General features: G+C 71.8%; 16 protein-coding genes. 6 read left to right on the top strand and 10 right to left on the bottom strand.

What is annotated here, in order from left to right; translation table 11 throughout:
- Nucleotides 1–6 precede the first annotated feature (6 nt).
- The gene (locus O2W14_RS09815) at nucleotides 7–294 is read right to left on the bottom strand and encodes a hypothetical protein (protein WP_269175903.1); all 288 of its coding nucleotides are present in this window, start codon (nucleotides 292–294) and stop codon (nucleotides 7–9) included.
- 608 nt (nucleotides 295–902) lie between these two features.
- Nucleotides 903–1,052, bottom strand: a complete 150-nt coding sequence (locus tag O2W14_RS09810; protein ID WP_269175902.1) for a hypothetical protein — start codon at nucleotides 1,050–1,052, stop codon at nucleotides 903–905.
- Nucleotides 1,053–1,080: 28 nt separating this feature from the next.
- Between O2W14_RS09810 and O2W14_RS09805 the strand changes: the two genes are divergently transcribed.
- Nucleotides 1,081–1,608 (top strand): hypothetical protein, encoded by a 528-nt coding sequence (locus O2W14_RS09805; protein WP_269175901.1) that lies wholly within the window; start codon nucleotides 1,081–1,083, stop codon nucleotides 1,606–1,608.
- 34 nt (nucleotides 1,609–1,642) lie between these two features.
- Here O2W14_RS09805 and O2W14_RS09800 read toward each other — a convergent pair whose 3' ends face one another.
- Entirely contained in the window at nucleotides 1,643–2,545 is a 903-nt protein-coding gene (locus O2W14_RS09800; RefSeq protein ID WP_269176171.1) for a recombinase family protein, read from the bottom strand.
- 266 nt (nucleotides 2,546–2,811) lie between these two features.
- Between O2W14_RS09800 and O2W14_RS09795 the strand changes: the two genes are divergently transcribed.
- Entirely contained in the window at nucleotides 2,812–2,964 is a 153-nt protein-coding gene (locus tag O2W14_RS09795) for a hypothetical protein (RefSeq protein WP_269175900.1), read from the top strand.
- A gap of 1,098 nt (nucleotides 2,965–4,062) precedes the next feature.
- Here O2W14_RS09795 and O2W14_RS09790 read toward each other — a convergent pair.
- A complete protein-coding gene (locus O2W14_RS09790; RefSeq protein ID WP_269175899.1) occupies nucleotides 4,063–5,097 on the bottom strand; it encodes a hypothetical protein in 1,035 nt (344 codons plus the stop codon).
- A gap of 299 nt (nucleotides 5,098–5,396) precedes the next feature.
- On the opposite strand from O2W14_RS09790, the gene O2W14_RS09785 reads away from it, so the two are divergent.
- On the top strand, nucleotides 5,397–6,113 hold the full coding sequence (locus O2W14_RS09785) for an ASCH domain-containing protein (RefSeq protein WP_269175898.1): 717 nt from the start codon (nucleotides 5,397–5,399) through the stop codon (nucleotides 6,111–6,113).
- A gap of 406 nt (nucleotides 6,114–6,519) precedes the next feature.
- On the opposite strand, the gene O2W14_RS09780 is transcribed toward O2W14_RS09785, so the two are convergent.
- From O2W14_RS09780 to O2W14_RS09770, 3 genes are read right to left on the bottom strand one after another with little or no spacing between them, the layout of a single operon-like run.
- A complete protein-coding gene (locus tag O2W14_RS09780; RefSeq protein WP_269175897.1) occupies nucleotides 6,520–7,380 on the bottom strand; it encodes an SDR family NAD(P)-dependent oxidoreductase in 861 nt (286 codons plus the stop codon).
- Complete coding sequence (locus tag O2W14_RS09775; RefSeq protein ID WP_269175896.1) at nucleotides 7,377–8,321, bottom strand: alpha/beta fold hydrolase; 945 nt, start codon at nucleotides 8,319–8,321, stop codon at nucleotides 7,377–7,379. The genes O2W14_RS09780 and O2W14_RS09775 overlap by 4 nt, the downstream gene beginning before the upstream one ends.
- Nucleotides 8,318–9,799, bottom strand: a complete 1,482-nt coding sequence (locus O2W14_RS09770) for a flavin-containing monooxygenase (protein WP_269175895.1) — start codon at nucleotides 9,797–9,799, stop codon at nucleotides 8,318–8,320. Before O2W14_RS09770 ends, O2W14_RS09775 begins: the two co-directional genes overlap by 4 nt.
- A 108-nt stretch (nucleotides 9,800–9,907) precedes the next feature.
- Between O2W14_RS09770 and O2W14_RS09765 the strand changes: the two genes are divergently transcribed.
- Nucleotides 9,908–11,140, top strand: a complete 1,233-nt coding sequence (locus tag O2W14_RS09765) for a PucR family transcriptional regulator (protein WP_269175894.1) — start codon at nucleotides 9,908–9,910, stop codon at nucleotides 11,138–11,140.
- Between the two features lie 39 nt (nucleotides 11,141–11,179).
- On the opposite strand, the gene O2W14_RS09760 is transcribed toward O2W14_RS09765, so the two are convergent.
- Together O2W14_RS09760 and O2W14_RS09755 are read right to left on the bottom strand one after the other, a co-directional pair.
- Complete coding sequence (locus O2W14_RS09760) at nucleotides 11,180–11,866, bottom strand: NUDIX domain-containing protein (RefSeq protein ID WP_269175893.1); 687 nt, start codon at nucleotides 11,864–11,866, stop codon at nucleotides 11,180–11,182.
- 5 nt (nucleotides 11,867–11,871) lie between these two features.
- Nucleotides 11,872–12,261, bottom strand: coding sequence for a DUF4406 domain-containing protein (locus tag O2W14_RS09755; protein WP_269175892.1), 390 nt, complete (start codon nucleotides 12,259–12,261; stop codon nucleotides 11,872–11,874).
- A gap of 59 nt (nucleotides 12,262–12,320) precedes the next feature.
- On the opposite strand from O2W14_RS09755, the gene O2W14_RS09750 reads away from it, so the two are divergent.
- On the top strand, nucleotides 12,321–13,091 hold the full coding sequence (locus O2W14_RS09750; RefSeq protein ID WP_269175891.1) for a DeoR/GlpR family DNA-binding transcription regulator: 771 nt from the start codon (nucleotides 12,321–12,323) through the stop codon (nucleotides 13,089–13,091).
- Nucleotides 13,092–13,106: 15 nt separating this feature from the next.
- Here O2W14_RS09750 and O2W14_RS09745 read toward each other — a convergent pair whose 3' ends face one another.
- Nucleotides 13,107–15,377: a beta-glucosidase gene (locus tag O2W14_RS09745; RefSeq protein WP_269175890.1), complete on the bottom strand. Its 2,271-nt coding sequence runs from the start codon at nucleotides 15,375–15,377 to the stop codon at nucleotides 13,107–13,109.
- 280 nt (nucleotides 15,378–15,657) lie between these two features.
- Here O2W14_RS09745 and O2W14_RS09740 point away from each other — a divergent pair, with 280 nt between their 5' ends.
- Nucleotides 15,658–15,813, top strand: a complete 156-nt coding sequence (locus O2W14_RS09740; RefSeq protein WP_269175889.1) for a hypothetical protein — start codon at nucleotides 15,658–15,660, stop codon at nucleotides 15,811–15,813.
- The last annotated feature ends 1 nt before the right edge of the window (nucleotide 15,814 follow it).

The following is a 15,814-nucleotide window of genomic DNA, read 5'->3' as shown; positions in this document are numbered from 1 at the left end:
CGCGACTCACGTAAGCAGGGACTGAAGGGTGGCGACCACGATCGTCGCGACTATCCCGAGTATAAAATAGACGGTATTCCGATCGACGCTCTTGCGACCAGTCGAGCCACCGATCCCGGCGATGGATGAGTCGATCTGCTGGCGGAGATTGCTTAGGCCGCTCCGAGCGCTGGCCAACTGGCTATCCCGGTCGGCTACTTCGGCATCAAGCGATGCAAGCGCTTCAAGCGCTTGATCTAGCGCGGCGCGTGCCCGGTCGGCTGCGCTCGGGCCGGACTTTCGCCGGTCGGCCACCAGTAAGATGATAGACACAAGCAAGGCCGCAATTCCAACATAGTTCAGGACTTCCCCTGTGCGGGAGATTGCGCTAGCTATGCCTATGAGGGTGGAGCCGCTCTCTAGAAAGCCTAATCCGATATCCCTTGCCGAGCTGTCCAGTAGGCCGTTCGCTGTGAATAAGAATAAGGAACTCAGTGCAATCATCGGGGCTGCGATTGCGGCAGCGAGCGCTCCGCGCCGAAGGTGCGGAGGTAGTCCACGAAGGTTCACGCCCGCCAGCTTAAACCGCCCTACCGTCATATCGCTGTACTTATGGAGCATATTGGGTTTGCCGTTGTCGATCGGTACCGACCGGGGCTGTCTAGTTCTGTTGATCGCGCGGAGTCCTCGGCTGGATTGTCGAACGGAGGTTAGCCGAGGTGAGACGACTGACGTCGCTGATGTGCGGTGCCTTAGCGACTAGAGATGACCGTTAGATAACGTCCTTTATCTCACGGTCGGTCGGTCGTCGACGGAACCGAGTCATCAGGGCCTGACGGTGTTTGCCGCAGCCATACGGCGTAGGCGAGTAAGAGGACTCCCAGGGTGCACACCAGAGCGCCTAGCCACAGGAGGTCTGCGGATCAGGTCGTCCTGATCCCGAGGACGAAGAAGATGATGCTGACTGCGGCGAGGGATGCAGCAGACCTTCGCCGGTTGTCGCTCTTGTCGACCGTCACAGCACCGGACTGGCAGCGCCGCAGGGTGACGGTGGCGCTTGCCAGCTTGCCCACGCGTTGAGGACGCGGCGATGATCATGTCGTGGCGGAGACTGAGCGCACGCGCCGGCGTACCCGGCTGGTGGTCGCCAACGGTTCATATGTCTTTTTGGTGGCCACGCTCTATACGGCAGTGACTGCTCTGATCGCCGGTGACCCGTGGGACTGGGGTCGGTTCTGGTTGTGGTCGGTCGTGGTGGGCACGGTGGCCGTCGTATCAGGCGGCGTGCAGGTACTGGCCGATCGTGACCCCCTGGACACGCGACCTAAGTCGGCCGAGGACGAGACCGCTCAAGCTATGCGCACCGGGGTCCTGCCGTCTGGTGCTGACCAGGACATTTGGCGCGGCAGGGTGCAGCGTGCGGGCCGGACGGCCACGAAGCTCGGAGTCCTCTCAAGCATCCTGTGCCTGGTCACAGCGGTGGCCACGGCGTTGGCTGCCCACCTCCGCAACGATGACGACCCGGTTCTGTGGGCGATGGCCGTCATCGCGCTTCTCCTGCTCGCGCCACTGCTGGGGCTGATGGTCCAACTTCGCCGACGACGGCAGCGCCTCTTGGCTCAGCTCTGAGTCAGGTGACCTCGAACGCTGCGCCTTTCGAGGCTCAGCCGGTCTGCAGCAACGGAGCGCCGTCGAGCAGGGCCGCCACATGCTCGTCGATGAGGCAGCCACAGGGCTGAGCGAGGGCGACGACGACCGGCTCACGCTGCCCAGGTGCGCGGGCGTACTGCTCTTCGATACCGGTGGTCGGTTGCGAGCACGACGGGCAGGCAGGTGAATAGCCAGCCGGCCAGCCGAGCGCTTCCAACTCCTCACCGCGGCGGCGAGCCTCCCGTCCCAGCAGCTGGACCTCCAGGGCGGGTGCGGCACCCGCCGGTGATGAGGGCACCTCCTGCTCCGGTAGCTGTATGACGGTCCGCTGAGCAGCCACGTCAGCACTACCCAGGTCTGCAGAAGGATCCGGCGTCTGCGCCAGGGCACGCACCAGCGAGCTGCGGCCAACGCCGAGCGTGGCCGCGATCTGGATCAGGGTCATGCCCTGGGCACGCATGGCGTGAGCGGCGGTGAGCCGCTCCGGGGTCATCACGGTGGGGCGCCCGCCGGCGCGGCCGCGGGCCCGGGCGGCGGCCAGGCCGGCGCGGGTGCGTTCGCTGATGAGGCGTCGTTCCATCTGGGCGACGGCGGCGAAGATGTGGAAGACCAGCTCCCCGCCGACGGTGGTGGTGTCGATGGCCTCGGTCAGCGACTGGAACTGGATGCCGCGGGCGCCGAGGTCGTTGACGATGGTGGTGAGGTCGGCGACGGATCGGCCGAGCCGGTCGATCCGCCAGACCGCGAGGGTGTCTCCGGGGCGGAGGAAGTCCAGGCAGGCGATGAGCTGCGGGCGGGCGGCGGTGGCGCCGGAGGCGTAGTCGGTGAACACCCGCACCGCGCCGGCGGCGGTGAGCGCGTCGTGCTGCAGGGCGGGGTCCTCCTCGAGGGTGGATACCCGCGCGTAGCCGACCATGTTCACGCGCGCAGGTTAGCGGGAGCGGCCCACAAACGTCAGGGGGCGTGGGATTCGGGCCGTTGATTGCGGGCACGGGTTGTGGGCCGGTTGACCCGTCGGTCGACCTGCGGAAACACCCGACGGGTCAAGGGGTGCACGGAGAGGCCCAGAAACGGGTGGTTGTGGGCCGCTGTTTCGGAACCCCTTTCTGGTCACGCGGAGCAACGCGCCCGATTCCCGCTTGCGTGCCAGTCGCGGCGTCCTGTTATCGCTAGCCTGGCTGGATGACCGACGTCACGGGGTTCGTCAACCTGGCACTGCTCATCGGAGTTATCGCCGTGGTCATTAGCTTGCTCGGCAAGGTCGAGCGCATCGCAGCCGCGCTCGAAGAGCTGGCCGCCGCCAAGCGCAACGATGGCGCTGAGCGAGGCAATTGAAGCAACCAACGTTGCCAGGCGCGGTGAAAGATCGGGTACGCCAGTCCTAGTCTCGGCAACTGGGATCCGCGTGAGCGCACCGCTGAGGCTCGTCGGCCCGTTAACGGTCGGGTAGTGGGCCGTCCGTTAACGGGCCGTTTTGGTCAGCGCGTAGGCGGGCTGGGCAACCGCTTCATTCGGAGCGCCAGGATCACAGCCACGCCGAAGCCTGACGCGGCGCCGCCGACGAGGGCCTGCGTGACGGTGGACCAGTCCGTGAGCACGACAACGAGTAGTGCGACAGCAACGGCCCAACAGAGGCCCAGGGCTGCGGTGACAACTATCCAGGCGGTTCGCTCGTTCACCGACACAGGATGGCCTCTGCGCCGACTCCGTGGCAGGTGTGGCTGCAAAGCGCTCTCAAGGAGTGAACCCTGGTACAACCAAGGGACTCCAGCGCCGCATCGGCGGAAAGCCCTGATCCGATGCATCGGGCGCTGCTGATCGCAGCCTATTTGGCTAGCCCGACGAGGCGTGATCGCGCTCTTGAGCACCCACCCGTATCGCGAGGCTTGTCGGCCCGAAAACGGTTGGGTTTCGGGCCGCCCGTTAACGGGGCTTTTCCAGGCGGTCCTCTGGCTGATCATCGGGTCAACTCTCGGATGTGGACGCCGATACTGGGCCTCGATGGGGAACGCTTTGGTGGGAGGACCAGTGCATCTGAGTGTCGAACGGTTGATTCCCTCGTGGTGACGCGCCCCGGGCGGGAGGAAGCCTCGACTGCTGGCGCGCTGCTGGCCGGCTTCATCGCACTCATGGTCACGGCTGGCATCACGGTCGTGGCCTTTGCGGCGCCGGCGCCTCTCGGGGACCTGATCCTCCTCTGGGCCTTGCTAGTCGCTGCCACAAGCATCGCGTGGGCCATCGCCGGCGCTTTGAGGCGCATTACGCGAAAGCGTCGCCAGTATCGAAACAGTGGCTAGCGCTCTCGAGGAGACGACGGCGACCGGACCGTCCACCCCTTGACTCGGGCGGTGCGCATGGATCTTGCGTCACGACACACTGTCGTCGGCCCATTAACGGTCGGGTATCGGGCCGTCCGTTAACGGGTGTTACTGGTCAGCTCACGGCGTCCAGTGCTTCGTCGGCCCATCCGACTAGGTGCGCCAATGCCATCCCACGCTGGCGGTAGAGCCGTTCCGGGTCGGCATCTTCGTGGTACGCCTGATGACCGGTGTCTCCGGCCTGGGAGAGCAACAGCGGCAGGAGCCAGGCGTACTTCACGCACGAGGCGACGACGCCGAGTCGAGCGTCGGAGTCGGTACCCGTCCAGCCGCTCTCGCGCAGTCCAGCCAGGTAGGCCGGGTAGCAGGCCGCCTCGAGTTCCGGGAGCTGCTCGGCGGGCCAGAACAGGTCGAAGACAGCGTCCGGTAGCCAGTTGCCGAGGTCCTCTCCGACCGCGCCGTCGCCGGCGAAGGCCCAGTCGAGTAGGACGACCGTGCCGTCGCCGCGGCGCACGGCGTTGCTCACCCACGCGTCGAGGTGGGATGAGACGCGCGGTAGCTGTTCCATGAGGTCGAGCAGAGCATCGCGGTGGGTGAGCAGCCGGCCCCAGCCCTCTCGCAGCCCGGCAGGCCAGGTCGCGCGGATCAGCGGTTGCGCCCAGGCGTCATCGTCCTGGACTACAGACACGTCTCCTGGGCGGCTGGTGGAGTACTGGCGCAAGAATCGCTGGGAGGACCACGGCCGGGTCAGCGGCGGGCGGCCCTGCCAGCGGCCGAGGGCGGTGGCAGCGGCGACGTGGTCGGTCAGGTTGAAGTTCGGCCCGGCGGTCCCGGTGACGTCCTCCAGCCATAGAGTCGTGCCGCTCTCATGGTCGACGACCTTGGCGCCGGCGAGCTCGAGGCCTGTCCCGGTCAGAGATGCTCGGAGCCTGTCGTCTTGGTAGACCTCGGCCTCGCGGTGCCAGTAGTTCCAGTGCGCCGGGTCGGCTGACGTCGCCCAATGCACCGCAGCGCCCTTGGTCACCGGGCCCGGCCGGCGTAGCTCCTTGCGCACCCGACTTCCGCCTGGCGTCCGCACGCGCTCGACAACCACAGTCGACTGGTTGCTGGAGTTGTAACGGAGGACCTCTGCCGAGTGATCGCCGTCCATGACAGGACCTTGCCCGAAGGATGGTTCTCGTACCGCGACATCGACGACTATGACGTCCCCCGCTCGCGCATCGAGAGCGATCTAGTACCGGCCCGTGCTGGTTCCGGCTCCAGTACCGCGACGCCTATGCCGAGGCGGCCAGTCGCTGGCTGCACGCGGAGGCCGAGGTCATCGACCCCACGAGGCTGACGCCTGCTCAGGTCGCCGCGCACGTCGCCGACGCTGTCACCAGCTGAGGCCGGCTGTCAGGGTCAGGCGAGCGCTGCCCCGTGGCACGGCTGTGCTCCTAGACTCCGCGGGTGAGCCGTGAGCCCGACGAGGTCAGCGTCGCCGACGAGGAGCTGATCGCCGCAGCCACCCAGGTCATCGACCGAAACGGCGATGGCCAGATGCACACCGTCGGCGCCGCCCTCCGCGACGAGCGCGGCGTCATCCACGTGGGCGTGAACCTCTTTCACTTCACCGGCGGCCCGTGCGCTGAGCTGGTCGTGCTGGGTGCTGCCCGCGCGGCAGGCGCGCGGGAGCCGCGGACCATCGTGGCCGTGGGCGATGCCGGCCGCGGGGTGCTGTCGCCCTGCGGGCGCGACCGCCAGGTGTTCGCCGACCAGCACCCGGACCTGCGGGTGATCGTCCCCACCGAGCACGGCCCCGTCGTAGTGCGAGCCGTGGACCTGCTGCCGCATGCCTACCGAGTGCCGGCGGGGCCGGTGCAACGACTGCGGTTCCGGGCCGGCCACCTAGACGCAGTCCGCGACGGCAGCAAGCGCATCACGATGCGCTTCCACGATCCGGTGCACGTCGGTCCAGCCCTGCTCGTCTTCGAGTTAGACGAGGAGGTGCAGCTACCTGGCCGGATCACCTCCACCGTGGCGAAGAAGGTCACGGCGGTGACCGAACAGGAAGCCCGCGCCGACGGCTTCCTCTCCAGCGCCCACGTGCTGCCCCTGCTTCGTGACTACTACCCCGATCTACAGCCCGACGACGAGATCGTCATCGTCCAGTTCGAGGTGGACTGAAGGCCAGCTGGCGTCGTACCACGAGTCCACGAGTCCACGGGTAATGCGGACCGCGGGACGCACCGATACCGCGGCCTTTGACGGACCGAAAAGGGATGGGTATCGGGCCGTCGGTTAACGGGCGGTTTCGGTCAGGGCGGTGGACATGTCACGACCTGGCCCGGCAGACGCCTTGAACGCCTCCCCGCATCGAACAGCTGGTGGCGTTCAGTCGCCCACTCGGGCAGGCTGGCTGCAGAGGCAGGCGTGCCTGCGGCTGCCTTGCGAGGTTGCGGGTCCAAGTCCCGTCGGCTCCACTGCTCGGGGCCGTAGCTCAATCCGGTAGAGCGCGCAGTACCCCCTGCCCGGCTGAACCGAGCAGGGGTCCTGTGTTCTGCGGCCAGCATCGCCTGCGGTGCGCCTGAGCTCAGGGGCGCTGCCGGTGCTGCTGCAGCCGGGCGGCGATCCGAGGGTAGGACGCCGGGAACAGCCGCACCAACAGGTCCACGGCCTTCGCGTCGTTGCCGACCAGCACCCGCGGACGCCCGGCCTCCACGCCGTCCACCACGATCCGGGCGGCCTGCTCGGCCGGCATCCGCAGCAGCTTCTCGTTGTAGAAGCGGGTGCGGGCCTCGTCCTCGGCGGTGACCTCGTCGCCCCGCGCCCGGGAGACCTCGAGCGCGGCGGTGGCGATGTTGGTGCGCACCCCGCCGGGGTGGACGACGGTCACCTGCACCGGGTGCCCGGCCAGCAGCATCTCCTGGCGCAGCGCCTCGGTGAACCCGCGGACGGCGAACTTGCTCGCGCTGTAGGCGTTGATCGAGGCCTGCGCCATGAACCCGTTCAGGCTGGACACGTTGACCACGTGCCCGTCGCCGGAGGCGACCAGGTGCGGGAGGAACGCCTTGGTGCCGTGCAGCACGCCGAAGAGGTTCACGCCCCAGATGCGGTCGTAGTCGGCCCAATCGCTGTCCAGCACGGTCGTGCCGCCGGCGACCCCGGCGTTGTTGTAGACCTGGTGGACGACGCCGAAGTGCCCGGCCACCGTGTCCGCGTAGGCCAGCACCGCGGCCCGGTCGGTGACGTCGAGGACGGCGGTGTGCACCTCCGCGCCCAGTGCCCGGGCCCGGTCGGCGGTCGCCGCGAGCCCGGCCGCGCCGATGTCGGACAGCGCCAGCCGGGCCCCGCGGCGGGCCAGCTGCAGGGCCAGCTCGCGCCCGATGCCGGACCCGGCACCGGTGACGACGGCGACCTTGCCGCGGACGCTGTTCCTGGGGGTCCTGCTCATCGGGGGTCTCCTGGGGTGGTCAGCGGGGCGCCGGTGCCCCGGGCGAGGGCGGTGGTGAGGTCGACCAGCCGGTCGACGACGCCCGGGGCCAGGTGGTGGCCCATGCCGGTGATCTCGACGAACCGGGCACCGGGGACGGCGGTCGCGGTGGCCCGGCCACCGGTGGGGTGCACCATGCGGTCGGTGGAGCCGTGCACGACCAGCGTCGGCGCGGTGATCGAGGCGACCTCGGCGGTCCGATCGCCGGAGGCCTGGATCGCCCCGATCTGGCGGGGCACCCCGGCCCGGGCCCGGACGCCGCCGCCGCGCTCCCAGAACCCGGTCGCCCAGGCGCGCTCGAGGTCCTCGTCGGGCAGCAGGGTCGGGGAGCCGATGTGCGCCAGCATGCCCAGGTGCCGTGCGACGGAGTCCTCGACCGTGGGCGAGGGGCCCTTCGCCAGTCGCAGCAGCGTGGAGCGGGCCGGCTGGCCGACGGAGCGGTCACCGGTGGTGGAGAAGATCGACGTCAGGCTGGCGACCCGGTCGGGGTGCCGGGCGGCGAGCGTCTGGGCGATCATGCCGCCCATCGACATGCCCACCAGGTGCACCCGCTCGACGCCCAGGTGCTCCAGCAGTGCGTACGCGTCGGCGGCCATGTCGGCCAGGTCGTAGGCGTCGGCGCGGGGCCGGGCCAGCAGCTGGCGCAGCCGCCCGGGGCGGGGCGCGTCGATCTGGCTGGAGCGGCCGATGTCGCGGTTGTCGAACCGGACGACGCGGAACCCGCGGGCGGTGAAGCCGTCGACCATCCGCTGCGGCCACGACGTGAGGTCGATGCCGAGGCCGGCGATCAGCAGCAGCGGGACGCCGTCGTCCGGGCCCTCGACCCGGTAGCAGATCCGCGGGCCTGCGGGCAGGTCGACGAACCGGTCGGCGGTGGTGGCGCCCAGGTCGGTGGTGCTCATGCCGGCACCGGGACCCGGGCGGAGAACTGCAGCTCGGGGTCGGCGACGCTGTCGGCCCGCAGCAGCTTGACGTCGGAGCGGTAGTCGGTCGAGGTGAGCCACGGCATGTGGTCACCCTGCCGTGGGAGGGAGTCCATCGACCGCTTCAGGTAGCCCGCGCCGAAGTCCAGGAAGGGCCGGGTGGGCATGTCCGGGTCGCGCGGGACGGGCCGGGCGCTGTCGTACCCGTGCGCGTCCATGTGGCTGAGCAGCCGGGTGAAGTGCTCGCACAGCAGCCCGATCTTCAGCGTCCAGGAGCTGTTGGTGTACCCGATCGCGTAGGCGAAGTTCGGGACGCCGGACAGCATCATCCCCTTGAACGCGACCGTCTCCGGCAGCCGCACCTCGGCCCCGTCGACGGTGAGTGCGATGCCGCCGAAGGCCTGCACGTTCAGCCCGGTGGCGGTCACGATGACGTCGGCGGTGAGCTCGCGGCCGGACTCCAGCAGCACCCCGGTCTCGGTGAACGTGGCGATCCGGTCGGTGACCACCTCCGCCGTCCCCTCCCGGATGGAGCGGAACAGGTCGCCGTTCGGGACGGCGCACAGCCGCTGGTCCCACGGCCCGTACGGCGGGTTGAAGTGCTCGTCGACCGGATAGCCCTCGGGCAGCTGCTTGGTGTTGACCCAGCGGATCAGCGCCCGGGCCCGCTCGGGGTGCCGCTGGCAGAACCGCCAGATGAACTGGCTCTTGGCGATGTTCTTGCGCCGGATCAGCGGGTGCGCGCGCTCCTCGCCGAGCAGCCGGCGCAGCCGGTTGGCCAGCGCGTCCTCGGCCGGGACGGGGAGCACGTAGCTGGGCGTGCGCTGCAGCATCGTCACCTGCGCGCCCGTCCTGGTCAGTGCCGGCACCAGGGTGACCGCGGTGGCCCCGCTGCCGATGACCAGCACCCGCTGGCCCGCGGTGTCGAGGTCCTCGGGCCAGTGCTGCGGGTGCACCACCGTGCCGGTGAACCGCTCGCGGCCGGGGAAGACGGGGGTGAAGCCCTCGTCGTAGCGGTAGTAGCCGCCGGCGCAGAACAGCCACCCGCAGGTGAGCGTCGTCCGCTCGCCGGTGTCGGTGCGCTCGACCTCGACGGTCCAGCGCGCCTGCGCCGAGGACCACGAGGCGCTGACGACCTTCGAGTGGAACCGGACCAGTCGGTCGATGCCGTTCTCCGCGGCCGTCTCCCGCAGGTAGGCCAGGATCCGGTCCGCACCCGCGATCGACTGCTCGTCGCGCCAGGGCTTGAACGAGTAGCCGAAGGTGTGCAGGTCGGAGTCCGAGCGGATGCCGGGGTAGCGGAACAGGTCCCAGGTGCCGCCGGTGGCGCCGCGGGCCTCCAGCAGCGCGATGCTGCGCTGCGGGTGGTCCCGGCGCAGGTGGTACGCGGCGCCGATGCCGGACAGGCCGGCGCCGATGATCAGCACGTCGAGGTGCTCCACCGGGGTCGTGGTCATGGTCGCTCCAGGTCGGGGGACGTCGGTACCGACGATGCGTGACCCGGGCCACGTCGCGCCACCGCCTCGCGCACCGTCGTCGTCCCGTCGTGGTGCACGATGCACCACATGACGCCGGACTGGCCGCTGCCCGCACCGACCGTGCGCGAGCTGTTCCGGCGTGGTGCGGAGATCGCGCTGGACCCCCGGGCGGACTGGGTGGCCGACCTGCACACCGCGGCGCTGAGCGGGGCCGGCATGCGCCCGGTCGCCGAGGACCCGGTGCTGGCCGCGGGCACCCGCCGGGCCAACCTGGCCAACCTGCTGCACTGGGCCACCGCCAACGTGCAGCGCCCGGGGGAGCGGGTGCCGGTCTACGTCGGGCCCGAGGTGCTCGAGGGGGCGCGCGACCTCGTCCGGCGGGGGCTGGACCACATCGGCCTGGACGCCTACCGCACCGCGCAGGCCGTGGCCTGGCGGCACTGGATGGGGATCTGCTTCACGCTCACCTCCGACACCGGGGAGCTGCGCGACCTGCTCGACGTCTCGGCCCGTTCGATCACCACGTTCATCGACGACACCGTGGCCGCGGTGGCCCAGCAGATGGCGGCCGAGCGCAGCGAGCTCACCCGCGGCGCGCACGCCGAGCGGCGGGCCACGGTGTCCCTGCTGCTGGAGGGCGCCCCGCTGCCCCGCGCCCGCGCCGAGGTGCAGCTGGGCTACGGGCTCACCGGCCCGCACACCGCCGCCGTCGTGTGGAGCGGGTCGGGGGACACCGGCTCGGACCAGCTGGAGGCCGCGGCCGAGGCCACCATGCGGGCGGCCGGTGCGGGGCGGCGGCTGACCGTCGTCGCCGGCGCCGCCGCGCTGTGGGTGTGGCTGCCGGTCGACCGGGCGCCGGAGGTGGCCGCGGTGGCCGCCGGCCTGGCCGGCGCCCCCGACGTCCGGGTGGCGATCGGCCGGCCGGGCACCGACGTGGACGGCTTCCGGCGCAGCCACCTCGACGCCGCCACCACCCAGCAGATGCTCGCCCGGCTCACCTCCCCGCAGCAGGTCGCCCGCTTCGCCGACGTCCAGCTGGTCGCGCTGCTCACCGCCGACCCCACCCGGGTCGAGGAGTACCTCACCGCCACCCTCGGCGACCTCCTGCACGCCGACGCGGCCGTCCGGGACACGGTGCTGGCCTTCGTGGCCGAGCTGGGCAACGTCGCCCGGACGGCGGCCCGGCTCTTCACCCACCGCAACACCGTGCTGCGGCGGCTGGCGCGCGCCGAGGAGCTGCTGCCGCGCCCGCTGGCCGAGGACGCGGTCGCCGTGGCGGCGGCGCTGGACGTGCTCCGCTGGCGGGGCGCCGGCAGCTGACCGGCCAGCAACGCCATCCTCGCGGGACGGCCGGCTCGTTCACGACCGCGGGGGTGCGAAGGGGCCGGAGAGCACCGACCACTGCAGCAGCATCACGGTCTTCGCGTCGCAGATCCGGCCGTCGGCGACCTGGGCGAGCGCCTCGTCGACGGTCAGCTCGCACACCTCGATGTCCTCGCCCTCGTCGGCCAGGCCGCCGCCGGACCCGGCCCGGCTGAGCGGTGAGTACGGCGCGGCGAAGAAGTGCAGGCGCTCGGTGACCGAGCCCGGGCTCATGTAGACCTCGAACACCGGCTCCATCGCGCCGATGACCACGCCGAGCTCCTCGGCCGCCTCGCGGCGGACGGCGGTGGCCGCGTCGTCGTCGTCCAGCAGCCCGGCCGCGGTCTCCAGCAGCATCCCGTCGGGATGGCCGTTGACGTACACGGGCCAGCGGAACTGCCGGGCGAGCAGCACCGTGCGCCGGTCGGCGTCGTAGAGCAGCACGGTGGCGCCGTTGCCCCGGTCGTAGGTCTCCCGCTGCTGGCGCTGCCACGTGCCGTCGCGGCCGCGCACCTCCAGGGTGGTGCGGCGCAGCACGTGCCACGCGGCAGCCAGCAGCTCGACGTCCAGCACCCGCACGTCCGGGTTCCGGTCCAGGTCCGCACCGACCCGGTCCAGACCGGTGCGGCCGCGGGCGTCCGGGACGTCCACCCCGGGCACGGGGCGGACGGCGGGCGCCGGCACGGCGGTCACGCTGCGGCCGGGGTGCCGACCCCGGGGACGTCCTCGACGCGCCAGTACACCGGCAGCCCGCGGTCCCGGGCGATCGCCACGTCCTGGTCGGCGCCGACGGAGGCGCCGGGCAGCCGCAGCACGGCGTCGCAGCGGGCGAGCAGACGCTCCGCGGTCGGGTAGAGGACCTGCTCGGCCAGCGGGTCGCCGATGCCCGCGCCGGCGCTGCGCAGCACGGGCAGGGCAACCCACTCACCGATCATCGGCACGTGCCCGGCCCGGAACAGCGGCCAGGCGGCCTCCTCCAGCCGGGCGAGGTTGGCGGACGTGAGCGCGGGGTCGTCCCCCGTGCCGGACCGGTAGGGCCCGGCGATCAGGATGAGGAGCGACGGGGTCAGGGTCGTCATGTCGACAGACTACGATGAAACGTGCAGTAATCGGAAGTACCCGGCAGAAAGGGTGGACCATGCTCGTCCCCGAACGGCGCGACCTCCTGCTCGCCCGCCTGCACCGGGACGGGCGGGTCATCGCCAAGGACCTCGCCGCCGAGCTGGGGCTGAGCGAGGACAGCGTGCGGCGTGACCTGCGGGAACTGGCCGCCGCCGGCCTGTGCCAGCGCGTGTACGGCGGGGCGGTGCCCGCGTCGCCGGCCGTGGCCGACTACGCGACGCGGGCCGGCGTGGCCGTGGACAGCAAGGCGCGGGTCGCCGCCGCCGCCGTGCAGCTGGTCGAACCGGGCAGCACCGTGATCCTCGACGGCGGGACGACGGCGCTGGCCGTCGCGCGGGCACTGCCTCCCGACCTGGTCGCCACCGTCGTCACGCACAGCCCCACCGTCGCCGCCGCCCTGGTGGAGCACCCCGGCGTCGAGGTCTACGTGCTCGGCGGCCGGCTGTTCAAGCACTCCGCGGTGACCAGTGGCGCCGCCGCGGTGGAGGCGGCGGGGGCGGTCAACGCCGACCTGTTCCTCCTCGGCGTCACCGGGGTGCACCCCGAGAGCGGGCTGACCACCGGTGACGCGGACGAGGCGGCCATGAAGCGGGCGCTGGCCCGCCGGGCGGCCGACACCTACGTCCTCGCCAGCGTCGAGAAGATCGGCGCCGCGTCGCCCTTCACCGTCCTGCCGCTGTCCGCCGTCGCCGGGGTCGTGACCGACGCGCCCCCGGACGACGAGGTCATGGTGCGGCTGCGGCGCCTGGACGTGACCGTCGTCCAGGCCGCGACCGACGCCGGCTGACGCCCCCGGCCGGTGTCAGCCGGCGGTGAAGCGGGCGACCGCCGCGGTGACCTCCTGCTCGCGCAGCGGGAAACCGGGCATCCGGGACAGCCGCAGCAGCGGGACCGCGCGCAGCATCTGCCCGTTGCGCGGGTCGGCCAGCAGCCGGCCGAACTCCGCCTCGGCGAGCTGCTCGCGCAGCCACGGTCCGGCGTCGGGGTGGGCGAGCCATGCCTCGGCGGTGGAGTCGGCGGCCAGCGGCGGGGTGAGGTCGTCGCCGGGCAGCTCGACGTCGGCGGCCAGCCGCAGGTCGCGGGAGGAGGCGCCCAGCCGCAGGCCGGAGGTGCCGCCCTCGACGACCCAGCGGCCCAGCCCGACGTGCCAGTACGCGAACGCGCGGCGGTCCAGGGTCAGCTCCACCGGTGCGCTCTCGCCGGGCTGCAGGTGCACCCGGGCGAAGGCCCGCAGCTCCTGCTCGGGCCGGTACACGCTCGCCTCGGGGTCGGTGACGTAGAGCTGCACCGTCTCGGTGGCGGCCCGGTCGCCGGTGTTGGTGACGGTGAGCCGGACGTCGACGTGCAGCTCGTCGCCGGGCCGCACCGCCACCTCCAGGTCGGACCAGTCGAAGGTCGTGTAGCTCAGCCCGTGCCCGAAGGGGTGCGCCACCGGCAGCTGGTGCGCGTCGTACCAGCGGTAGCCGATGAGCAGGCCCTCGCCGTAGCGGACGTGCCCGTGCTCCCCGGGGAACGCCCCGACGGTCGGGTTGTCGGCGAACCGGGCCGGGACCGTCTCGGCCAGCCGGCCCGAGGGGCTCACGACGCCGAGCAGCAGGTCGGCGGTGGCCGCGCCGCCGGCCTGGCCGAGCAGCCAGCCCTCCAGCACGGCGGCGGCCTGGTCCTGCCAGGGGCTGACGTCCACGACCGACCCGTTGCTCAGCACCACGACCACCCGCGGGTTGGCGTCGGCGACGGCGTGCAGCAGCGCGACCTGGGCGGCGGGCAGGTCGATGGTGTCGCGGTCGTAGCCCTCGGACTCCCACGACGGCGGCAGCCCCAGGAACAGGACGACGACCTCGGCGACACCGGCGGCACGCACGGCCTCGGCGACCAGCTCCGGGTCGCCGTCGTCGCCCTCGACCTCGTAGCCGGGGGCGAAGAGCACCTCGCGCCGCCCGGCCAGCCCCTCGCGCAGCGCGTCCAGGGCGGTGTCCAGCCGGGTCGGCTCCACCTGCGAGGAGCCGGCGCCCTGGAAGCGCGGCGTCCGGGCGAACTCGCCGACCACCGCCACCGGCCCGCCGTCGGCGGCCAGCGGCAGGACGCCGTCGTTGGTCAGCAGCACCGCGCTGGCAGCGGCCGCCTCCCGGGCCAGCGCGTGGTGCGCGTCGGCGTCCACCGGGGCGACGGCGACGGCCTGCCCGCGCAGCGCCCGGTCGACCAGGGTGAGCACCCGGGCGGCGCCGCGGTCGACGTCGTCCTCGGTGATGCGGCCTGCGCGCAGGCCCTCGAGCACGGTGGCCGTGCCGCCACCGGAGGACGACGGCATCTCCAGGTCCAGGCCCGCGGCCAGCCCGACGTCGCGCCGGTCGACCGCGCCCCAGTCGGAGACGACCAGCCCGGTGTACCCCCAGTCGCCGCGCAGCACGTCGGTGAGCAGCCACGGGTCCTCGGAGGCGTAGACGCCGTTGATGCGGTTGTAGCTGCACATCACCGTCCACGGCTGGGCGCGGGTCACCACCGTCTCGAACGCGGGCAGGTAGACCTCGCGCAGCGTGCGCTCGTCGACGTCGGCGGAGACCGTCATCCGGTCGGTCTCCTGGTTGTTGGCCGCGAAGTGCTTCAGCGAGGTGCCCACGCCCTGCCCCTGTACGCCGGCGACCAGGGCGGCGGCGAGCTCCCCGGCCAGCAGCGGGTCCTCCGAGAAGTACTCGAAGTTCCGCCCGCACAGCGGCGACCGCTTCATGTTGACCCCGGGGCCCAGCAGCACCGACACGCCCTGGTCGCGGCACTCCCGCCCCAGCGCCTCGCCGACCCGGGCGAGCAGGTCGACGTCCCAGCTGGAGGCCAGGCCCGCGGCCGGGGGGAAGCAGGTGGCCGGCACGCTGCCGGTGAGCCCGAGGTGGTCACCGCCCTCCGCCTGCCGGCGCAGCCCGTGCGGCCCGTCGGCCAGCAGCAGCGCGGGGACGCCGAGGCGGGGGACCGGCGTGGTGTGCCAGAAGTCCGAGCCGTCGAGCAGCTCCGCCTTCTCCTCCGGCGTCAGCTGGGTCAGCAGCGCCGGGACGTCGAGGCCCTGCGCGGTCTCGTCGGGCATGGTGCTCCTCGGGTGGGGGGAGGCGCTGCGGTGCGCCGGACCGATCCTCGCCCGAGCGGGTCGGGTGCGGCCACGCAGGTGTGTCCCGCGCCACCGGTCACGGCCCCCGGACTTTGCGATCTCGCGACGATCGGCCCGGCAGGGGCCTGTGCGGTGGCACGGGCCGTTCGACCGCACCGATGCTGGGGACGTGCAGTTCTCCCGGACCGGGGTGCTCCGGTCCTCGGGGCTGACGGCCGGGGCAGGAACTCGTGACACCCCCCCACCTGAAGGAGTCCCCGTGCTCGGTCTCATCGCGTTCCTGCTCGTCGTCTGGGTCGCCGTCATCGTCATCGGTGCCGTCGTCAAGGGCCTGTTCTGGCTGGTCGTCGTCGGCGCCGTCCTGTTCCTGGCCACCGCCGCCTACGGCTACGTGAAGCGCACGGCGATCCGCTGAC

Origin of the sequence: Modestobacter sp. VKM Ac-2986 (assembly GCF_026967795.1) — a bacterium.
Lineage (GTDB): Bacteria > Actinomycetota > Actinomycetes > Mycobacteriales > Geodermatophilaceae > Modestobacter.
This window is presented reverse-complemented; position numbering and strand designations above follow the sequence as displayed.

Excerpts from the sequence above, each read along its gene's own strand:
- O2W14_RS09800 (WP_269176171.1), bottom strand. The coding sequence starts at position 2,545 with ATGGTCGGCTACGCGCGGGTATCCACCCTCGAGGAGGACCCCGCCCTG.
- O2W14_RS09795 (WP_269175900.1), top strand. The coding sequence starts at position 2,812 with ATGACCGACGTCACGGGGTTCGTCAACCTGGCACTGCTCATCGGAGTT.
- O2W14_RS09790 (WP_269175899.1), bottom strand. The coding sequence starts at position 5,097 with ATGGACGGCGATCACTCGGCAGAGGTCCTCCGTTACAACTCCAGCAAC.
- O2W14_RS09780 (WP_269175897.1), bottom strand. The coding sequence starts at position 7,380 with ATGAGCAGGACCCCCAGGAACAGCGTCCGCGGCAAGGTCGCCGTCGTC.
- O2W14_RS09775 (WP_269175896.1), bottom strand. The coding sequence starts at position 8,321 with ATGAGCACCACCGACCTGGGCGCCACCACCGCCGACCGGTTCGTCGAC.
- O2W14_RS09770 (WP_269175895.1), bottom strand. The coding sequence starts at position 9,799 with ATGACCACGACCCCGGTGGAGCACCTCGACGTGCTGATCATCGGCGCC.
- O2W14_RS09765 (WP_269175894.1), top strand. The coding sequence starts at position 9,908 with ATGACGCCGGACTGGCCGCTGCCCGCACCGACCGTGCGCGAGCTGTTC.
- O2W14_RS09755 (WP_269175892.1), bottom strand. The coding sequence starts at position 12,261 with ATGACGACCCTGACCCCGTCGCTCCTCATCCTGATCGCCGGGCCCTAC.
- O2W14_RS09750 (WP_269175891.1), top strand. The coding sequence starts at position 12,321 with ATGCTCGTCCCCGAACGGCGCGACCTCCTGCTCGCCCGCCTGCACCGG.
- O2W14_RS09745 (WP_269175890.1), bottom strand. The coding sequence starts at position 15,377 with ATGCCCGACGAGACCGCGCAGGGCCTCGACGTCCCGGCGCTGCTGACC.